Annotated in this window: 14 protein-coding genes; 6 read left to right on the forward strand and 8 right to left on the reverse strand. The window is 58.2% G+C overall.

Going from position 1 to position 20,609, the window contains the following annotated elements; genetic code table 11:
• Positions 1-516 precede the first annotated feature (516 nt).
• Positions 517-1,104, reverse strand: a complete 588-nt coding sequence (locus tag QSJ30_RS10740; RefSeq protein WP_285609068.1) for a hypothetical protein — start codon at positions 1,102-1,104, stop codon at positions 517-519.
• Positions 1,097-8,326 carry an RHS repeat-associated core domain-containing protein gene (locus QSJ30_RS10745; RefSeq protein ID WP_285609069.1) on the reverse strand — a complete coding sequence of 2,410 codons (7,230 nt, stop codon included), beginning with the start codon at positions 8,324-8,326 and terminating at the stop codon, positions 1,097-1,099. The genes QSJ30_RS10740 and QSJ30_RS10745 overlap by 8 nt, the downstream gene beginning before the upstream one ends.
• A gap of 453 nt (positions 8,327-8,779) precedes the next feature.
• On the opposite strand from QSJ30_RS10745, the gene QSJ30_RS10750 reads away from it, so the two are divergent.
• The gene (locus QSJ30_RS10750) at positions 8,780-9,517 is read left to right on the forward strand and encodes a tyrosine-type recombinase/integrase (protein WP_285609071.1); all 738 of its coding nucleotides are present in this window, start codon (positions 8,780-8,782) and stop codon (positions 9,515-9,517) included.
• 376 nt (positions 9,518-9,893) lie between these two features.
• On the opposite strand, the gene QSJ30_RS10755 is transcribed toward QSJ30_RS10750, so the two are convergent.
• From QSJ30_RS10755 to QSJ30_RS10770, 4 genes are all read right to left on the reverse strand, one after another.
• Positions 9,894-10,289, reverse strand: coding sequence for a hypothetical protein (locus QSJ30_RS10755; protein ID WP_285609073.1), 396 nt, complete (start codon positions 10,287-10,289; stop codon positions 9,894-9,896).
• Positions 10,290-10,491: 202 nt separating this feature from the next.
• On the reverse strand, positions 10,492-11,415 hold the full coding sequence (locus QSJ30_RS10760; RefSeq protein ID WP_285609075.1) for a DUF4238 domain-containing protein: 924 nt from the start codon (positions 11,413-11,415) through the stop codon (positions 10,492-10,494).
• Positions 11,416-11,595: 180 nt separating this feature from the next.
• Positions 11,596-11,952 (reverse strand): hypothetical protein, encoded by a 357-nt coding sequence (locus tag QSJ30_RS10765; RefSeq protein WP_285609077.1) that lies wholly within the window; start codon positions 11,950-11,952, stop codon positions 11,596-11,598.
• Positions 11,953-12,129: 177 nt separating this feature from the next.
• Positions 12,130-12,462, reverse strand: coding sequence for a YegP family protein (locus QSJ30_RS10770; protein ID WP_285609079.1), 333 nt, complete (start codon positions 12,460-12,462; stop codon positions 12,130-12,132).
• Positions 12,463-13,239: 777 nt separating this feature from the next.
• Here QSJ30_RS10770 and QSJ30_RS10775 point away from each other — a divergent pair.
• On the forward strand, positions 13,240-13,392 hold the full coding sequence (locus QSJ30_RS10775) for a hypothetical protein (protein WP_285609081.1): 153 nt from the start codon (positions 13,240-13,242) through the stop codon (positions 13,390-13,392).
• A 9-nt stretch (positions 13,393-13,401) separates the two neighbouring features.
• Here the strand turns inward: QSJ30_RS10775 and QSJ30_RS10780 are convergent, their stop codons facing one another.
• On the reverse strand, positions 13,402-14,352 hold the full coding sequence (locus QSJ30_RS10780) for a bifunctional riboflavin kinase/FAD synthetase (protein WP_285609083.1): 951 nt from the start codon (positions 14,350-14,352) through the stop codon (positions 13,402-13,404).
• Complete coding sequence (locus tag QSJ30_RS10785) at positions 14,349-15,293, reverse strand: TerC family protein (RefSeq protein WP_285609085.1); 945 nt, start codon at positions 15,291-15,293, stop codon at positions 14,349-14,351. Before QSJ30_RS10785 ends, QSJ30_RS10780 begins: the two co-directional genes overlap by 4 nt.
• 81 nt (positions 15,294-15,374) lie before the next feature.
• On the opposite strand from QSJ30_RS10785, the gene QSJ30_RS10790 reads away from it, so the two are divergent.
• From QSJ30_RS10790 to QSJ30_RS10805, 4 genes are all read left to right on the forward strand, one after another.
• Positions 15,375-16,142, forward strand: coding sequence for an RsmE family RNA methyltransferase (locus tag QSJ30_RS10790; protein WP_285609087.1), 768 nt, complete (start codon positions 15,375-15,377; stop codon positions 16,140-16,142).
• A gap of 25 nt (positions 16,143-16,167) precedes the next feature.
• On the forward strand, positions 16,168-17,760 hold the full coding sequence (locus QSJ30_RS10795) for a M28 family peptidase (RefSeq protein WP_285609088.1): 1,593 nt from the start codon (positions 16,168-16,170) through the stop codon (positions 17,758-17,760).
• 645 nt (positions 17,761-18,405) lie between these two features.
• On the forward strand, positions 18,406-18,897 hold the full coding sequence (locus QSJ30_RS10800) for a DUF2314 domain-containing protein (RefSeq protein ID WP_285609090.1): 492 nt from the start codon (positions 18,406-18,408) through the stop codon (positions 18,895-18,897).
• 659 nt (positions 18,898-19,556) lie between these two features.
• Complete coding sequence (locus QSJ30_RS10805; protein WP_285609091.1) at positions 19,557-19,976, forward strand: hypothetical protein; 420 nt, start codon at positions 19,557-19,559, stop codon at positions 19,974-19,976.
• Positions 19,977-20,609 lie beyond the last annotated feature (633 nt).

Genomic DNA, 20,609 nt, shown 5'->3' on the forward strand with positions numbered 1-20,609 from the left:
GTGTATGGGTCTACACCGGGCCTCACCGTGAATTTAAAAGCGGACCCTCTCGTCGCATCCCAAACATATCCAGACCCGCGAGGCCCAGAAGCGCCTGGAGTAAATGTGGTTCGAAGGTCTCCAGTCGATGGAATATCAGACTTTGTTTTCATCGCATTACTGTTTGGATGGTTATGAATGGTGCCAACCCATGTGGCTCCCGCAGGTACAGAGCCAACTGGGACGGTGGCTGATTTACCCGCGCCGTCGGTTGTCGCAGCGGTGAACCCGTACTGGGTTACACCACCAGCGGTTACGGAGTACGTCGCCATCACATACTCTTGCCCCCCGACATTCGCACCATAGTTGTCTCTCATGTCGGCCAGGTGACGTATTCCGGCCTTCCCCATCGCATCCTCGGTCGCGTACAGGGTTCCGGGAACGGCCATATTCTGCGCTGCCACTGTGGTTGTTCCCCCTGCTGGGGCCGTAGTACCTGGCGCTGCTTGCACTGCCTCAACTGTTTGCGCGGACTATCTATTTAGATCTACCGCCACCTTGTTTTATCAACTTTAATGAATTCAACAAAATGCCTGTTGAATTAAATTCCTCTTCACAAAGCAAACCCTCTGTCTCGGATAGAGTAATAATTGAATAAATTCCAGTATATTCTTTGATTTTATATGTCTTCCATTTCCCCAAATTTTTCTTGCCTAACATCCAGGTATTCCCAGATCCTATTAATTCAATGGAGCTTGGGTGTTTGAGAAAAGGCGAATCAGAAATCAGATCGCCTTGATTATTGGTCTTAACTTGTTTATCTGTCCATATCAAACCATCAACGCATTCAAAGTACTCAATTGGATTATCTGAAAGCGAGCTTCCATCGACAGTCCACGCCACATTAAGTTGTCTGACTATATTTTCACCATGCAGCGACTGCTTCACGGCATTCATAGAAACAACCATGCGAGCATGCCCCTTTGTTCCATCGCAATCCCAATACAAGTATATATTTTTGTGATGAGCATTTAGTGGTGAATATGGAAAGTTTGAAACGCCCGCACCTCCAATTGAACACCACAAAACAACAATCAGGGCGACAAAATGCCTCATGTTAATCATTTTCTTCTCCCAAAATTGTTATCAGCCGTTTTTCTGGCGTATATTTATTTGGTCCTGTTTCTTTGGTATATACAGTATCAGATCGTTTATCACTAAAACCTAGATGGAAGTGTTCAAGGTGTGCTGAATTTCCTGGGTGAAAAATCGCTTGAATGCCGTCACCCAAATATAGACCATCCGTTTTTATTTTTTCATAAACGGCTTTATCGACATTTTTCCCATCTTTCATCCAATGACCGTCTTCAGCACCTTTCTTTCCTTCTTCTTCTTTAAGCGCAACATGGTCGGAGCCTTTTGCCCCCTTAGTAGCTTTGTTTTGAGCCGGGGTCCTCATCCCCCCCACCGACTTCCATGTTGTTCCATCATTGAGATATCCAGCGATGGCTTCTAGTGCGGCTTTTACCTCCTTCGGAACCTCTTTTGCATATTCAACTTTTGTTTGCGCGCCGCCACCTGTCTTCGTGGAGGGCATCTGGTTATTCGCCGCCTGGCTTGTCCCTACCGGTGCCGCAACTACACCTGCACCAGGAGCGACTGTCCCACCAACACCAGGGCTTCCGGCAGCCTTATATTGCGCTTGCGTCATAACGATCACGACCTTTTGCCCGGTATTAGGATCGTGAGCGGTGATAACGACCTGATCAGGTCCTGCCACTATCGTCTTGTTGTTTGTCGAAGCATCCCCTGGCGATCCGGTTGACGTCTGACTCGCTTCCCGACCGTCCGGATCGGTATGTGTCACCGGGTTGTTGGTGACGTAGTTGTAGAGGTTCCAGGTTTCGGGATCGTCCTTGACCTGGTCGTAGGCAGGATCCACCTGGGCGAACTTCCCATAGGTTGGGAGGTACATCCGGGCCTGCATGTAAACCGGGCTTCCGTCCTGGTCTTCGTGGTTGGTGTAACGCCGGATGGATTTGGTCCCGCTCTGGCCGTACCGTTCCCCGAAGGGGAGAGCCTTCTGCCGTCCGATCACCCTGCCCGTGGCATCGGACAATATGCTTGGGCTGCCCACATAGTCCGACTGGATGTACACGGTGCCCTGCCCGGCCTGTTCCTCCGCCAGTTCCTGGCCGAAGCCGTAGATCATGGTCTTGTTCCAAAGGAAGGATTCCGGGATCACCACCGTGATTGTGGTGGTCCTGGAGTCGGTTCCCGCGGCGTTGGTCGCGACCAGGGTATAGGACGTGGTGGTGGTGGGGCTCACCAGGAGGCTGGTTCCCGGTACTGAGGCTCCATTCACGGTGAGGCTTGTCGCCCCTTGGGTGGTCCAGGTGAGGGTGGTGCTTGAGCCCTGGTTGATCTGGCTGGAGGTCGGCTGGAAACTCACGATCACGGGCTTCTGGGTGACGCTGACCGTGGTTGTGGCAGTCACGGTCCCGGCCAGGTTGCTGGCCGTCAGGGTGTAAGTGGTGGTCGCCCCGGGGCTCACGCTGGTCGACCCGCTGGCCCCCACGCCCCCGATCCCCTGGTCGATGGACACAGAGGTGGGACTGTTTGTTACGCTCCAGTTGAGCGTGCTGCTCGACCCCACGTTCACTGCACCAGGATTGGCGCTGAAGGTGATGACGGGCCGGTTGACCACGCTCACCGTCACATCCCGGGATACGCTCTTGGTGGCATCCAGGGAGTTGGTGGCCGTTAGCGTGTAGGTGGTTGTGCCGGCGGGCGTGATCCACTGGCTGCCGCTTTGAGCCACCGTGCCCACGTTGGTGATGAACACGTTCACCGCGCCCACGCTATTGCTCACGCTCCAGCGCAGGGTCGTCCCAGAGCCCGCAGCGATGGTGGTGGCGTCCGCGGTGAAACCGTCGATGTTCGGCACCGTGGGCCGTGGACTTACATAGACCGTGGCCATGGCCGTCCGGCTTACGCTGACGCCGTTTAAGGTGTTTGTCGCAGTCAGTGTATAGGTCGTAGTGGCGCTCGGGCTCACGGGCCGACTGCTGCCCGACACGGCCCCGATGCCATTGTCCAGGCTCAGGCTCGTGGCCCCACTGACAGTCCAGAACAGCGTGCTGCCGTCCCCCTGATAGATATTGGCTGGGTTCGCATAGAAGCTGGTGAGGGTGGGGGGCTGCACCACCGTCACAGTCACAATCGCCGTCACCGTACCGCCCGCATTGGTGGCGGACAGGGTAAAGGTGGTGGATACGCTTGGATTAACTGCCCGGTTTGTGGTTCCAGTGGCGCTGCCGATTCCATTGTCCAGGCTCAAACTGGTTGCACCGGTGACCGACCACACAAGGGTGGAACTTGCACCCAGAGCAATGGTGGTGGGCGTGGCGGTGAAGCTGCTGATTACCGGCTTGGCCACGGCCACCGTGAAGCTGCGGGTCGCAGAACTGCCAATATAACCAGAGATCGCCGCTACCCTGAGGGTCACGGTGTACGTGCCTGCCGTCGTGTAGGTCTTGATGGGAAAGGCTCCGGTGGCCGTCGTCCCATCCCCAAATGTCCAACTGAAGGAGTACCCGAAATCCGAGGTTCCGGTGAAGGACACCGCCTGGCCTACGTACAAGGTCGTGCCTACATCCGGACCATCGATGTAGGCGCCCACAGGATCGCCGCCGATCAATGCCTGGGCGGTCTTCAGCCTCTTCTTGGTGGTACTGGTCGCGGCCAAGGTCCTGGCTTGGACGGTGGTGATGACGGTTGGCGTCTTCACGAAGACGGTGAGGGGCTCCCGATTGAATCCGTACACGGTGTATTGGATGGAACCATCAGACCTCATCCGCTTGAAGCGCAGCCCTTCCCCATCCAAAAGGTAAGTCGAGGTCGCACCTTCGACGGTTTCACTGATGACCCGACCTGATGGGTCGTAACTCCAACTCGAAGCTTTCTGTGCTTGATTATTGGGAACTGCAAAGATTGATGAAAGCCGGCCCAATGCATCATAGCTCGCCCCAGTCAGGAGGGATCCATTCTGCGTGCCTTGTCCAGCACCTCCTCGCCAACTCCCGGGAATCAGAGCGGCCACAGATTCCGTCAGGCGGTTGCGAGCGTCGTAAGTCGCCGCATACGCTAAGACCTCATCGGGCTTGGATGAAGGACTCGCCCCAGAAGCTACATAGGTCCAGTCCTCTGCGGCCCGATTTCCCCACCGATCATAGGCGAACCACTGGTCCGTCACTTCACCCCAGATGCCTACTACCTTGCTGTGAACTAACCGCTGCAAGCCATCGTAGTCGAAATGATCTGCCCCACGATCCGTCATTAGCCCGCCGGGCGTCCAGGCCATGGCATTAGCCTCAGATCCGGTGGGGAATAACCCAGATGTGGGGAGAGCTGTGTAATCAGTCCTTACCAGATCACCCTTCTCCAAGGTCGAGCTTGTTGAGTTCCCATTACCGTAAATTATTGTCGTCGTGTCAGAGGATCCAGAAACCTGATCATAGGACGCCCTCGCCCGTAGGCTGCCGTCCAATCTGATGGAACTAGGACGCCCTTGGTCATCACCATCGATCACAGCCAACTGGGGCGCGCGACCACCACCCGAGGGGTAAGTCAAACTCGTCACTCTCCCAAGGCTATCCAGCGTTTGGGAAACAGTGAATGACTGAATGCCATCAGAAACAGTCTTGGTGGTAGGGCGTGAGACCTCGTCGTAACCATAGATTTCAGTTAATGTCCCATTCGGCTGGACATCCGTGAACGAACTGAGCCGATGCAGGCTGTCATATCCAAAGGAACGTGAGGAGGTGATAACTCCGTCGGTGCTCGAGGTCGTAGCCAGCAGATTGAAATGGTTCAGGGTGGTGGTCATGGTTACGGCCACACCGGTTCCAGAGCCTTTCATTTGAGCGGCTCTTGGTAACCCGTATATGTTGAAATTTGGCGCACCTGTGTAGGGATCAACCTCGGGATAGGAAGTCAGACCCTCCTCAGGCTCGATTCGCTGGGTCATCCACCCCATGGCGTTGTAAACATAAGACCGCAATTGCCCACCCTGGTTGGTTTGAAGGAGGTGGCCGTCCTGGTCGTAGGCATAGGTCGATACGTGGCCGTTCTGATCTACGACCGCCACCTTCTGTCCGAGGAGGTCATAAACCTCGCCGCGACTGTAGCCACGATCATCTGTAAAGGTCGTCCAGATGCCGGTTAAGGGCACGCCATCCACGGTCTGGGTCCTCCAGGCCGGGTAGGAAGCAAGCCCCGTGGAATCAGTGGGAGTCCGAGAGAGCACATTGCCCTTTGGATCCGTTGTCTGAACCAACTGGCCACGATCATCGTAGGAATAGGTGGTGTTCCCATAAGGAGTCGCACCAGTCTTAAGCACCGGGCTCATAGCCTTCTTCTGGCCCCACTCGTCGTACTGGAAGGTCTGAGTTGCCACCTCGGTACCACCCCCTTTAAGGGTGTGAATGGTTTTCACCCGAGCAAATGCATCCAGTTCCGTGAAGATGGTCATAGCTACACCCTCGGCACTGGTGACCGTCTTTCTCGTCCAGAGCCCGTTCGGATCATAGGTGTAGCTCGTGGTCACGGCTTTGGACGTGCCATAGGCATGTGTCTCAGTTTGGAGTCGCCCCCAGTCGTCATAGCTAGAGGTCGTCACAATTCCCAGTGGCTTCTCAGTTTTTTGGGTGACCCGCCCGAACGAGTCGAATGCGTCATAGGTGATCCCGGTTCCGGTCGTCTTGTCGAACTGCGAAGCCAAGCGATGAAAGTTGTCATTGGTGTAGGTATAGTCGGTGCCGGCCTTCACAGAGGGATCATCCAGATTCGCTGGAGCCAACCCATTGGGCCCCGAAAGGGTCTTAGTCACTGAACCAACTAGGGGAAGTAGCAGGCCATTAGGCCCTGCTACCTGATAATCCCTGGTCTCGGTGGCGGTATACCCGCCACGCTGGGCTGATACCTGTGTAAGAAGGCCTTGGGTTGACCCGCTAGTGGAATAGGTATTGGTGGTGATCCCAAAGTCGGCGCTTGCCTGAGGACTGAGGGACACGGCCAAGGACGAGGTATCCACGCTTGAAACATACCGAGCAGCACCAGAACCACTCGGGACTTGTAAGGTCTTGTGATCCTGGGAGATCTGCAAGGCCAACAGTGCCGAGTTCCAACTCCGTTGGATGGTGCCCGTACGATGCACGCCAGAACTGGGAAGGCTTACAGTTCCACTCCACGAAGCAGTCTGGTTTGGGTCAACGGTACTGAGGCTGCCAGACCAAGGTAGAGCGTACTCATCGGTCTGGGTCGGGCCCCAATCGTCCCTGGCACCCGGGACATTTGGCAGTCCTGCAATTTGAACACGGCTCGGAAGTTTATCCGTATCCGTCTTAACTCGCAGAGGGGTCGCAGTCAGAGGTTGGGCAACGCTTAGGCTTCCGCTGGGATTGGCCCAACTCCGCACATCCCAACCGTCGAAAACCGTCACCGAATCCCGGATATAGCTGGTGGAGGCGGGATCGAAATTGGGTGGGAAGGCCCAAGAACTCGTGGAAAGGTCCGTGGGTCCACCAACCCCGTGAATGGATTCTTTGGCCAGGATGGCTGAGGTGGCAAATAAGAAGGCCTGGGGAGAGGATGCGTTCTGTCTAATATCCGCCGTGGCCGAAGGGTGGATGAGGTGAACCCCTCGATACTTAGACGTAGAGCCCGGTGAACTGGTCGGGTACTTTAGAACCCAAGTCTCATGGGCTGTATTAACCCAAGTGTAAGGCCCTCCACCCCCCGGCTGAGAGATGGTGGGGCTTTTCCTCACGATCAGGAAGGTTTCTCCAGTGACGCCATCAGTCCGGCACACGCGCCACGCGGCGGAACCTTGCGTAGGATTGGGCTTTTCATTTGCCACAATCTGGGTCATGGGTATGCCTGGACGGTAGCCCACCCAAAGACTTCCAGAAAAAGCAGCCGATGAGAGATTAAGACCATCCCCTATGGTGATCGATTCAGTCAGCCCATTTGGATGATTGATCGTGTGCAGGTACATGCATGGAGACGGCAACATGCATTCAATGAATTGGGTTGGGTCATAAGGATCTTGGCACTTGGAGTCCTGGGACGTTTCTGTTTGCCAGGTCCAGGAGGTGGCCGCAACCTCGCCGTTGTCTGCAGTCTCGGTGAGGGAAGTGGGAGTAAATCCTCTCTCACCATTCGACGATGCACCGCGTAATCCGGGACCAGGGTAAACCCATGCTTGACCAAGGCGGGCCAGCCCACCCATCACCACCTTTGGAAGTCCAAAGGGATTCGTCACCGTCAAGGTCGAGTTATTTGCCTGCTGTACCTGGAAGTCCCATGAACCAAAGGGCGACATGGCCGAGCCCGTTTTGAGGACCATGGTCAGGGTATTTCCCGGATTCAAAATATCTTGAAGTGTATAAGTTGTTTGGAGATTGGCGGGATCAGAAGCCACAACGAACGACACGTGGTCGCCAAAGCGGTTGGTGAATTCTGCCGAAAGGCCGTCTTTGGTCCACACCGCCAGGCCTCCGTCCAGAACAACCTGGCGTTTGGCGACCTTATATGTGGTGTAAGTGCCATCGAGCCTGTTATGAGGAATCTTGACGATCCAGTCCGATTGGATGTACCACTTCGTTCCGTCTGCACTTGGCTGTTTGGCGACGATCTCGAACATGGGAGGAACACTGTCATCGCCACCATTGGCAGTGAAGTACGCGTTGGCATCAGCAGAACCAAGATCCACACCTCTTGCGGTCATCCAGGCCTGGAACGTCTCGTCTGAAGGAATGCCGCCTGTCGGGACAGCTGCACGGAGGAATTCGTACTTGGCTCCAAGGACAAGGGCTCGTGTATTGGCTCCGATCCCGTACGAAATATCAAATGACGCAGGCCAAACTACCGGAAGATATGCCCCACCGACCCTGGATTGCATCGGGTCCATGCTGTCGTAGGTCCATTTAAATCCAGCAGGGATCCGCCCAGGTAGTGTCGGACCAAGGGGTACCGACAGGTTAATAGACCCCGACACTGCATCCACGCTGCCCAGGGTCATGGATATGGAGTAGCTGGCAGACGGAGTGGAACTTCCTGAGGCGTCTGCCGAACTTGAAATATCTTGAGCCCTCATTGGAGACCAAATCCCAATCGCCATTCCTAGGGCGCCAACGAGTAAGGCTCTTCGCAACATTGGCCGCATCGTTTCCAGCACGATCATCGTCTTGGCTCCATCATTGTTGACGCAACATCCCCAAAACTTGCAGCGAAGGATTAACTTCAAAAACTTTTGAAATCCTAGCCGCAACTCTGAATTCGACATCCAAATCCTGCGAACGGTGTCATTTCACTTCCCAAGCGGTAGCGCTTGAGTCTTATTTTAAATAAAAATTCCGAGTTCTAATTAGGTAGAGTGAACCATTAGGTACCCCCACCACCGGCCCAATTCGCGGCCCCCGGATACTTGGTGGACTCCGGATCTGCCAAGACCGGGTGGGGTTGGGCGATGCCGGTCCGATTTCGCCTGGACCTTGGTCCACGGAGCGTATGGATTCCGGCCCAACCGGGGTTATACGCGGGTTGATACTCGCCCAACCAATGCTCTGGTTACCCACCTGGTTCACAGCACCATAGGCCCTGAAAGATAGGTTTGACGCGGGGATCCGCAGTTCGCGGCGTGCCAGGACTGCGAGGCGTCGTGATTATCAAGGTAGGGGAGAGCAGAGCCTCCCCATCTCCTTGGGTAGATCGCCCAAGCAGCCTGGAGGACCGAATCATGGCCATTTCGCAGCCCATCACCCCCAAGAAGGACCTGACGCCCAAGGCCCCCAACGCAACCCCTGACAAGCGGACTCCCCTGCTGCTGGTGACCAAGCCCGGGAAGAAGGTCGAGATCTCCTACTACCTCTTCGAGGGGAGCGAGGACATCAAGGACAACCGGCTCGCCCGCATTGTGGCCACGAAGGCGGCCAATCGGGTGCTGAAGTACCCCAACCTTCAACAGCAGACCATGGTCAGAGCGATGCATTACTTGGGTTTGCGCCGATTCGAGGCATATGAACTTCGCTGGGACAGGTACGACGAGCGGACTCAGACCTACACGGTCGAAGGGAAGGGTGGGAAGGTTGAGACCCTCCCGGTCATCGAGGAAATGAGTGAATGGTTCGCCCGGCTTCCCCGTATGGGTCGATACATGTGCCCCAGAAAAAACCACGACACCCCCCACGGGGAGAAATACACGGACCATGTGGTGAAGCAGGCCGCTGCCGCGATGGGCTTCATGGACTGGAGCCATCATCGGCTCCGGGGCTCATTGGCCACAAACCTCCTGAATCGTGGCGTCCCACTGGTTCAGGTCTCGGCCATCATGCGACATAGCTCACAGCAGACTACGGCCCAGTACTACTACGAGCAGGACCTGAAGAACATGCGGGCTGCGATGGAGAAGGCCCGTCCACAGCCGGGTCCAGAGCCGAGTAGCAATGTGCAGGTGCTGAAGGTTCAGGCGGGGTGAGCATCCGAGCCTGGCTTGGCTGGCTGAACTTACTTTTTCTTCCCGCCAAATCTTTGCGATAGCGCCGACCCGGCGGCGCTTTTACTGGCAGCACTCGTTCGGCCATCCCGTAGCGTTTTGGATGCAGCTGTCGCCGCCTTGGATGATGTCGCCTTTGATGGGTCTGCTTGAGACAAAGCGCTACCGGCTGCAGCTTTGGAGGCCTTCCCCGTAGAAGAGCTTCTCAGGACGGAAGAAGCCTTGGCGGCAACAGGGTGGCTCGTAACCTTTTTCGTCATACATCCTCCTATAGACTCCTGGAACGAAGAGATAGCACGGAGTTAAGAGCGTGGAATGCGGGCGGGGGCCAAGTTGAGCGGAGGGTTAGGCTGCAGCCTCAGTCGAATTTGATGGTCTTCTTGATTTGGGCCAGTTTCTCGGAGTCGGAGGCCTTCTTTGCCTCTTCCTCTGCGCGCTCCTGCTGTCTTTGAGCGTGGTACTTTGCGTAGGCGGCGTTCGTTTCTGCGATCACTTTCTTCAGTTCTGGAATGTGGTCTCTCTCCAACTCATCTGGAACGCACTCAATGGTTAGCGAATTCCCAGACACATGTGCGCGGCGCTTCCTCATGTAGAAGTGCTGAGACCATCTCTGATTGAAGTATTGAGCCCACTCTGACGGTGCCGCACCGGACAGATCAATCAGCATCCGGAAGATCGGGGAGCCTTGCTCGACAGGGCGTGATGCTTTCTCATCAAATCCAGTCATTTTTATATCAAGAAAGTCCTTGGACATGCATACCTCCTGAGTGGCTGATTAAGTTTCGAATCTGATCGGCGGACTATGGAGTTTCCGTGGTGCCCAATGAAGGCAGCTAACCGGCCCCGCATGCACCGAAGCACTGGGCAGATCCGGGATAGCGAGAAGTTGAGAGAGAACCAAAGGCAATGCGGGCGAGGTCCGAGTTAAGCGAGAGGTTAGCCGGTAATTGAATATGTCATTTTCGTGAAGGATCGTAGGTTGTATTGAGTTGGCCATTAATGAAGCTGTAACCAATATTTTTGGGTGCGGGGACACCAAAGTGTCTTTGAATAAATGTTGATGGCGGTGGTTGCCTGGAAAAGACAAACCGTTGTGCACCTCCAAGAATTATCTTGTTTTGCCGAGATACACCTTGATTCGTGGACTCTGCAATGAATGCATACGAAAGTTCACCATGGTCAGGGATTGGTAGAACCTGTATCGCGATGTCCGGTGTTAGAGGGGCGTGAATATCGAATGGAATACCAAACTCCCTGCGCCAGGGTTCATCAACCAAAATACCGCCATCAGCGTACAAAAATTCTGATGTTCCAATACGGCGAGACACAATAAAAACCGCACTTCTAATCTTTTGATAATAGAGTTCGAATAATTCAAGCATATTATCTAGTGCTATGTCTTTGACTGTTTCACGGGGATTGGAACCATCATTATGAAAATTGATTAGTTTGGAAAGATAGGTTGGGTGCCTTACCAATAGTGCTGCTAAATAAGCAGAAATTGCAGCACGGATATTCGATGGCAAACTGATCTTATCAATATAAGAATTGATTTTGTACCCGATTTCCTTTGCTGATTTAGCCTTCATTGGATCAGGATCGAATGACTGGCGCGTAATGTTGGATGGATCAAAAAGGTGCTTGAATATCTGTGTTACAGGAGAATCGATAGTATTGGCAAACCAATCCTCAATAGATGTGTCTTTGCTATTGTCGCTGCCAAACCGTGTATACAATTCGGACTCAACACCAATGTTCAAAGGGTTCGCACGAAAATAAGTTCCGTTTGAACGCGAGGCGAATACCAATCCATCAGCATCAGTCCAGTGTTGGGATTGAGCCATTGGCCACCAGTGATGACGTTTGGGTTGATTCGACACATTCATCCTTACTGATGGTATTAGTGTAAAAACGGTGAACTGCCTAACGAATGAAGGTAACCGGCCCCGCCTGTATCGAAGCTACGATCGGGACTGAGGAGGCGGGATGAAGAGAAAGAGCAGCGGGCAATCCAGACGGGGTCCGAGTAGAGCTAAGGGTCAGGTGTTGATTGCATAGAGTTATGCTTTTTTTGTATTCCATGTTTTCAATGTGAACAATATTCCCGCATCACCGGTGTTGTTCCATACGGGTTTATCGAGGCCCCAGAAAATTACGTGAGTGGTGGTTCCTGCTTGATTCTTATGCGAGGTGTTTGCCCCCTTGCATGTTCTGAGAAAGATGTAATCTCCCTTTTCAACTGTTTTTGCAGAAAACCAATGTATGTTTCTAAGTTTATTTGAAATGGAAGTTTCCGATGTGTAGGTGGTGTCAGAGACAATGTAGTATTTCAGGTCACACTTTTCAACGGCCCTAAGTTCTATGTACTCACTGTCCTGTTTGCCTTGTTCGTGAATTTTGATGATCTCCAGGCTCATGTGGCCTCCATGAAAAGGAATACCCAGGACAGTGGTGCTTGAAAAATTGCGGAGATGCGCCTAACGAAAACAAACCAACCGGCCCCGCCTGCACCGAGGCGCTGAGCGGAGCCGAGAAAGCGGGACGTTGAGAGAAAGTAGAAGGCAATACAGGTGGGATTCGAGTTGAGCTGAAGGTTAGGCGTTGTCCTTGATGGTGGTGGAAGTGCCGTTTGCTTTCACAGAAACAATGCCTGCATCACGAGATTCGGTTGAGGAGTACAGCTGGCTGGTACCAATGATTTGATGGTTTGCGGCCTTGAGATTGAAATAGGGTTTGCCGTTCTTGGATACGAGTCTCTCGTATCGATCATCCTTGCCACAATTGGCCTGGACCGAGGCAATGCCGTTTTGAGCAGAGGGCTTGGTTGTGTAAAGTTCACTGGTGAGGATGGTTTCAGAATTGCCAGCTTTAAGAACGAACTGGAACTGACCATCAGAAGCCTTCTTGAGTTCAAACCAACCAGACATGGTGGATCTCCTTTGAAGGTTATGGCGCGGATGCGCCGGGGTTAACAGTGAGCGAAACACTTAACGGTTGAACCCAACCAGCCCAACCCCAACCGGACGTTGTAGGGGGACGGAAACCCCAACCAAGGCGGGAGAGCGGAAGGCATGAACGGTTGGGTCCGAGTTGAGCGCGAGGTTAGGCCGAGCCCACAGCTCTGCTGCTGTGAACCGAGGCGACCGGAAAACCAAGCGGAAATTGAAAAGAGCAGCGTGTGGTTTGCCACCATGAACGCACACCCACCACCAAACCCCCAAGCAGAACGGCTGAACAGGCGAAATGCCAGGCTGAACGGTTGCTAACTGGATGCTCGTTCCGACCTCGGCGAGGTCGAACAAAGGAAGCGAATCAGTCACGCCGACGCTGGGCGTAGCTTGGTCAGGGAACAGAGGTGTCCTCTTGGTTGGCCGGGGTGAGGCGATCCCCCCAGCGCTGGAATCCCGCCGCCCTCCCCAACCCGAATCCTTCGAACGATCTCCATTGGGGTCCGAGAAATTTCTCCCTGGACCCAGGCCTTGGTCCAGTTGGACTACCGCCTGTCCAGATTTGGTTCCACCCCCTCCACCGGATCCCTTCCGATTTCCCAAGATTCCGTTCTATTTTTTTGATATTTTCGCCTTTTCCTCTTGACGAAACACGGATAAAAAGCGAAATTGATCCCACTGAGGAGTCCAGAAAGTCGAGAAACCGGGGGTGCTCGAGTGCGTAAAGCTTTTGGATACAAGTTTTCAGGCTACTTCATGGAGTATGGCCCCGTCGAGGCCGAGAGCCTGGAGGCCGCCAAGGCCCAGATCCGCAAGCGTCTGGGCGTGAGCCGCCTCCCCCTGGGCTTCCAGGTCTGGGATCTGGCCGAGCGGCCCCTCACCCGCTGGCGGGTGGCGGCGGCCAGCTAGGACCCCGCCTCAGCCGCGGTGGGCCGCCCACCAGGCCTTGCCGGTGGCCACGTCCCGGGTGATCTGGGTCCGGAGCTCGTCCACGGAGGCGAAGCGCGCCTCGCCGCGGATGCGGTGGAGGAAGCGCAGGTGCAGCCGGGCGCCGTAGAGGTCGCCCTCGAACTCCGGCAGATGGGTCTCCACCGTGAGGCGCTGGCCCTCGAAGGTGGGCTTCTCGCCCACGTTGGTGAGCCCCAGGCGGGGGCCCTCCAGCTGCGGGTGGTGGTGGGGGAGGCAGGCCTCGGTCACGTAGACGCCGAAGGCCGGCAGCTGCTCCTGCTCCCAGGCCAGGTTCGCCGTGGGGAAGCCCAGGTGGCGGCCCCGCCGGTCGCCCTCCACCACGACGCCCGTCAGCGTGTAGGGATGGCCCAGCAGCTCCGCGGCGGCCTCGACCTCGCCGCGATCCAGGGCCTCGCGGATGCGGGTGCTGGAGAGGCGTCCGCCATCCGGGGCGCGCAGGGCCAGGGTGTGCACCGCGCAGCCGTGGGCCGCGCCCCAGGCCTCGAGGGTCTCCACGGTGCCGCTGCGGTCCCGGCCGAAACAGAAGGCCCGCCCCACGTGGAGCTCCACGGGCGCGAGGGCCCGCCGGACGCCGCCGAGGAACGCCGCGGGGCTCAGCTCCGAGAAGGGGCGGCTGAAGGGGATCACCCAGGCCAGGTCCATGCCCTCGGCCGCGAAGGCCTCCAGGCGCTGCTCCAGGGTCATCAGGAGTTTCGGCCGGCGCTGGGGGGCCACCACCACCGTGGGATGGGGATCGAAGGTGACCACGGCGGCCCGCAGGCCCGCCGCCCGCGCCCGTCCCGCGGCGATCCGCAGCAGCTCCCGGTGGCCCGCATGGACGCCGTCGAAGGTGCCCAGGGTGACCACGCAGGGGCCGGAGATCGGGGCGGCCTCCAGGGTGTGGCGCCAGACCTCCATCATTCGGCCCCGTCCTGCTCCAGGGGCCAGGCCAGGCTGGCGATCACGCTCCCGCCCAGCACGGCCGCGATGACCAGCAGGCTGTACTGCACGGGGATGTGCACCCAGTCCGCGATGCACATCTTCACGCCCACGAAGGCCAGCACCATGGCCAGCCCCGTCTTCAGCCGGTGGAAGCGGTCCATCATCTTGGCCAGCAGGAAGTAGAGGCTGCGCAGGCCCAGGATGGCGAAGATGTTCGAGGTGTAGACCACGAAGGGGTCGCGGCTCACGGCCAGCACCGCCGGGATGGAGTCCACCGCGAAGACCAGATCCGTCACCTCGATGGTGATGAGCACCAGCAGCATGGGCGTGGCGAAGCGGCGGCCGTTCTTGTACGACCAGAAGTGCTCGTGGCCGCCCTTCTCGTCGTAGGGCACGAAGCGGCGGAAGGCCTTCACCATGGGGTTCTGCGTGGGGTCGGAGTCCTCGCCCTTCACCAGCAGCATCTTCACGCCGGTGTAGAGGAGGAAGCCGCCGAAGACGTACATCATCCACTCGAAGCGGTTGAGCAGGGCCGTGCCGGCTAGGATCATGGCGGCCCGCATGATGAGGGCCCCCAGCACGCCCCAGAACAGCACCCGGTGCTGGTGCCGCAGGTCCACCTGGAAGCTCTGGAACACCAGGACGAACACGAAGAGGTTGTCCACGCTGAGGGACTTCTCCAGCACGTAGCCCGTGAACCACTCCAGCCCCTTCTGGGCGCCCTCCGCCTGGAAGATCAGCGCATTGAAGACGAGGGCCAGGGTGATCCAGACCGAGCTCCAGACCGCGGCCTCCCGCATGCTGGGGGCGTGGATCTTCCGGTTGAACACGCCCAGGTCCAGGGTGAGCATGAGGAACACGAAGGCGTGAAAGCCACCCCAGGCCCACCAGGGAGCGGCTTGCAGCAGAGCGTCGACCAAGGGTCCTCCAGAACATCCAGCTTATCGAGGGGGGGAAGTCCCCGCGGGATGACCGGGAATTCCTTATGGGATGATTTCCCCGTGAGCCTCCCCCGCCTGTTCCTCGATCCTCCGGCCGCTGCCGCCGAGAACCTCGCCGTGCCCCTGGGCGCCGAGGCCGCCCGGCACCTGCGGGCCCTGCGCCTGCAGCCCGGCGACGCCCTGGAGCTGGTGCTGGGCGACCAGCCCTGGACGGCGGACCTGGCGGAGCTGGACCGGGCCCACGCCCTGGCGCGCCTGGTGGCCCCCCTCCATGAGGACCGCGAGCCGCCCATCCCCCTCCACGCCTGCCTGCCCCTGCCCGCGCAACTCAGCCTCTTCGACGACTGGCTGGCGCCCCTGGTGGAGCTGGGCACGACGCTGATCCAGCCGGTCATCTACGCCCGCAGCGAGTTCGATCCCGCCAAGACCGCCGCCCGCATGGAGCGCTGGACCCGGATCATCCAGTCTGCCTGCGAGCAGAGCCACCGCAGCCGCCGCCCCGAACTGCGCGCCCCCATCCCCCTCGCGGCCCTCGCCGCCTGGGAGGCCCCCCAGAAGTGGGTGGCCTACGAGCTGGCCACGGGCCAGGCCAACCCGGAGCTGCGCCGGGAGCCCCTGGCCTTCACCAGCGGCCCCGAGGGTGGCATCACGGACGCCGAGTACGCCGCCCTGGCCGCCGCCGGTTGGCAGCCCGTGAGCCTGGGCCGCAGCATCCTCCGCGCCGTCACCGCCCCCGTGGCCCTGCTGGGGGCCGTGCAGTTCGAGCTGGGGAGGTCCGCCGTTCCTACTTCGGGCCCTGCTTCCAGCAAACCCCGTGTTACGAGGTAAACTGGGGGCCACCTCCGGAGCCTCCATGCGTGTCCTGCCGTCCCTCCTGGCCGCGATCCCCCTCCTCGCCCAGGCGCCGCCGCCCGTGCAGGAGGGCCCGCTGCGCGCCCACCTCGCCTTCCTGGCGGACGATCTGCTGGAAGGCCGCGGCACGGGCCAGCGCGGCGCCGAGCTGACGGTGCGCTACCTGGAAACGGAGCTCCAGGCCCTGGGCCTGCGGCCCGCCAACGGCGCCTCGTACCGCCAGTCCGTCCCCCTCCGGGGCCTGCGGACCCTGACGGGCCGCAGCACGATCAGCTTCATGGGCGGCGGGGCCTGCGCCACCCCGGCCTTCGGGACGGAGATCGTCTACGGCTCCGGCGTCGCGAAGCCCGAGCAGGCCTTCGACGCGCCCGTGGTCTTCGCGGGCTTCGGCATCCACTCACCCGGGGACCGCTGGGACGACTTCAAGGGCCTCGACCTCAAGGGCAAGGTGCTGCTGGTGCTGGTGAACGAGCCCGCGCCCACGGCCGAGGAGCCGGGCCTCTTCGACGGCCCCGACCTGAGCTACTCCGGCCGGTGGACGTACAAGTTCGAGGAGGCCGCCCGCCAGGGCGCCGCCGGCATCCTGCTGGTGCACACCACACCGTCCGCCAGCTACGGCTGGCCCGTGGTCCGCAACGGCTGGGACGCGGAGCGCTTCCAGCTGGCCCAGGGCCCCGAGGGCACGCCCCTGCAAGGCTGGGTCACCGAGGCCCTCGCCCGGGCCCTGGTCAAGCAGGGCGGCCAGGATCTCGATGCCCTGCGCGCCCGGGCCCTGCGCCGCGACTTCCGGCCCGTGGCCCTGGACCTGCGCCTCAAGGGCACCCTGGCCAGCGCCGTGCGCACCGTCGAGCAGGCCAACGTGGCGGGCGTGGTGCCCGGCTCGGATCCGGTCCTGAAGGACGAGGTGGTGATCTACTCAGCTCACTGGGATCACCTGGGCAGGGGCGCAGCCCCGGCCGTGGACGGCCATCCGGGCTCCGAGGGCGACGGCATCTACAACGGCGCCGTGGACAACGCCTCGGGCTGCGCGGCCCTGCTGGCCATGGCCCAGGCGGCCCGGCACGCCCCCGCGAAGCGCAGCCAGATGTTCCTCTTCGTGTGCGGGGAGGAGCAGGGCCTGCTGGGCTCCAAGGCCTACGCCGCCGCCCCCCTCTGGCCCCTGGCGAAGACCGCGGCGGACCTCAACCTGGACAGCCTCAACTTCGTGGCCCCCACCAGGGACATCGGCCTGCCCTTCGCCAACCGCAGCACCCTGGGCGATCTGGGCCTCGCCGTGGCCAGGGCCGCCGGCCTCACCGTCGCCCCGCCCCGCGCCGACACCGGCGGCGGCTACTTCCGCTCCGACCACTACAGCTTCGTGCAGGCCGGCGTGCCCGCCCTGTCCGTGGGCGGCGGCCGCGACTACCAGGGCGCCGATCCCGCCGCCCTGAAGGCCAAGGCCGCCGCCTACGGCAAGCGCTACCACCAGGTCACCGACGAGTACGACCCCACCTGGGATCTCCGTGGCATGGTCCAGCAGGCCCAGTTCACCTTCGACCTCGGCCAGGCCGTCGCCAACGCCCCCACCAAGCCCACCTTCAAGGCCGCCCGCTGACCCCGACCCCGGTCCTCCCAAACCCCACACCCGCATGTCAGGAATGCGCTAGGATCCCCCATCCATCCGCCCTTTTCCGGTCTGCCTATTCAATTCCCCCCATTCCATAGCTCCGCGGTTCTTTCAACAATTACCCTCACTCCCCCCCGATTAGGCGGCCTCAACACCCACAAAAACCCGCCGTCCAATTTAAAGTTAGGCCTCGTTCGCCCTTCTCTTTCTGCCTGCTGGGTGGTGAGGCGCTGGTTCAGCTTCATCAGATTGGCTCACTCCAGCGGCAAAGGCTCACCGTTCCTCAGTCTTCAGCGTTCAAAGAATAGGGTTATCGCTTACTCATCAACCATCGGCCCATGGATTTCTGCCATCATCGAGGCCGCTTCAGCATCTCGGCCTCCACGTTCACGCGATAACTCCATCGTTTTCCTTTGGGTTCGTCAGCATGAACTTCCGCTCGCACACAAGCAGGCTCAAATCTAAGCGCGGCGCGTATTCGGGGCACTACTACTTAGGGCTCGGCCTAACCTCGCGCTCAACTCGGACCCAACCGCACGTGCCTTCCGCTCTCCCCCGTGCGCTGGGATTTCCGCTCCCCTCTCATCGCCCGGTCGCGGTTGGGCCGGTTAGCTTCCATCGTTAGGCCGCCAAATGACGCACTTCATCTACCCTTTGATTGGTTTGACCGCACTCTTCATTTGGTGGCGGTTCTTCCGCATTTCTCGCCCCGATTTGCCACCACTTTTTATGGAACCCGACGATCCGTTGATGAGTGAGGCAATGCAGAAGGCTGTGGCCTCCATTCCGCAGTTTCTTGACCTAGTTGACCAACCCAACAATGGTGTACGGGTCAAAGTCCCATTCATTTCTAGTTCTGGAGAAAAGGAATTCCTTTGGGCTGAAATGCTCGGCTTGGAAAATTCTCAGATGAGTGTGCGCTACCTCACCCCGCCGATTACTCATACCGGACGGTTAGAGCGCATCCATACTCATTCAATCTCTGAATTGGTGGATTGGCAGGTTGAATCGCCAAGCGGAAGTTACACAGGTGGTTTTACGATGCGTGTCATGTTTGTTCGTGGCCGCGAACAATGGGGCCACTTACCCCCGCAACTTGAAATCGAAGAACAAAAGTATGTCTAGGCTCGTCGGCCTAACCTCTCGCTCAACTCGGACCCCGCCTGCATTGCCTTCCGCTCTTTCTCTTCGTTCCGCTTTCTCGGCTCCGCTCATCGTCTCGGTGCAGGCGGGGCCGCTTAGCTTCCTTCGTTAGGCCTCCAATGAAACGCACGTGCCCCAAGTGCGCTGGGCAACTCCCGCAGAAAGCCGAATGGTGCCCGAATTGCCGTGCACTCACGCCTGGAACCATCCTTCCGGCTTGGGCTCTAACTTTTGGCCTGCTCTTTCTGTCAGCCTGCCTGTTTTGCCTCTATTCTTATGCCGTGAACCCTAAGCCAAATTACTTGATGGCACTCGGTCCATGCATTCCATTTGCGTATAAATTCCTTTCCACCTACTTCCGTCTTATCGGCAGAAACAAACCTATCCCGTCGGCCTAACCCTTGGCTCAACTCGGACCCCGCCTGCATTGTCTTCCGCTCTCTCTCAACATTTTGCTATCCCGGCTTCGTTCAGCGCCTCGGCGCAGGCGGTGCCGGTTAGCCCACCCGTTAGGCAGTCTCTTGATCCCAACTCTGACCATTAGTGCCCTGGTAATGCTCCTCCCTGCGCAGAGCACGGAGGGGCAGGCGATTAGGGCAACGGTCGGGCCACGCCGAATCTCTGTCCCTGCCGGATTGGTTATGCTCGTCAAAAAGGGAAACCAATACGGGGCACTGAGGTTCTCAGCAGTGAAACCCGACGAAGAGAAGGGTTGGGGATCTGCTGAATTCGAATCAACGTTTCAAGGCGATGGAAGTGGTTCCTTCTCACGATCAAACACTTCAATCCGCAAAGGCAAGGTTCACGCGAAATCGTTAGTTGGCATCGGCCGGATGTCGTTCCAAGTGGGCAATACGACATTACGAATCGGCCCCTTTAAGTTCTATTACCACTTTCCAAACTGGGTCGACATGTGGCCGGCAGGAGAACTCGAAGGTGATTATGGTTACGAGTTCAGTTTGGTTCGGGCCACTGAATTATCTACGATCGATGTCCATTCGCCTGCACTCAGGTGGTATCACTTTGATCGAAACAATAGTGTTGAAATTACTCTCCCATAGTGTAGGCCCAGCCTGCCTAACCCTCCGCTCAACTCGGACCCCGCCTGCATTGCCTTCCGCTCTCTCTCAGCTTCTCGCTTTCTCGGCTCCGTTCAGCGCCTCGGTGCAGGCGGGTCCGGTTAGCTTCATTCGTTAGGCAGGCTACATGATTGAGAGAATCGCCATCGCTTCTATCGGAATGGCATGGTTTCTTTTTACTGCCTACAACTTTCGAATTGGTCGAGCGAAGAACCGCGGTAGTGGTTGGGCTTACAGAAGAAAGGACCCGTCCTTGTTTTGGTTTAACGTGGTTGGGCACCTGATGATTTCGGGCATAATTTTGTCAGCAGCAATTTTTAAAAAATGAGACAGCCCTGCCTAACCCTCCGCTCAAGTCGGACCCCGCCTGCATTGCCTTCCGTTCTATCTCATCATTTCGCTATCTCGGCTTTGCTCATCGCCTCGGTGCAGGCGTGGCCGCTTAGCTTCCTTCGTTAGGCCGACGTGGGCGGGCTCTGACGTCCTCCCCACTTCTATACCAAGGATGTTGAGAGTCCTGGGTTAAGGGTTGTCTCGCTGGGATTCGCGGAGGGAGGCGTAGCCGACCGGAGTGAATCCCAGCGGCGCGCGGCTTCGGCTGGTGTTTGATCGCCG

Source organism: Geothrix edaphica (assembly GCF_030268045.1).
GTDB lineage: Bacteria > Acidobacteriota > Holophagae > Holophagales > Holophagaceae > Geothrix > Geothrix edaphica.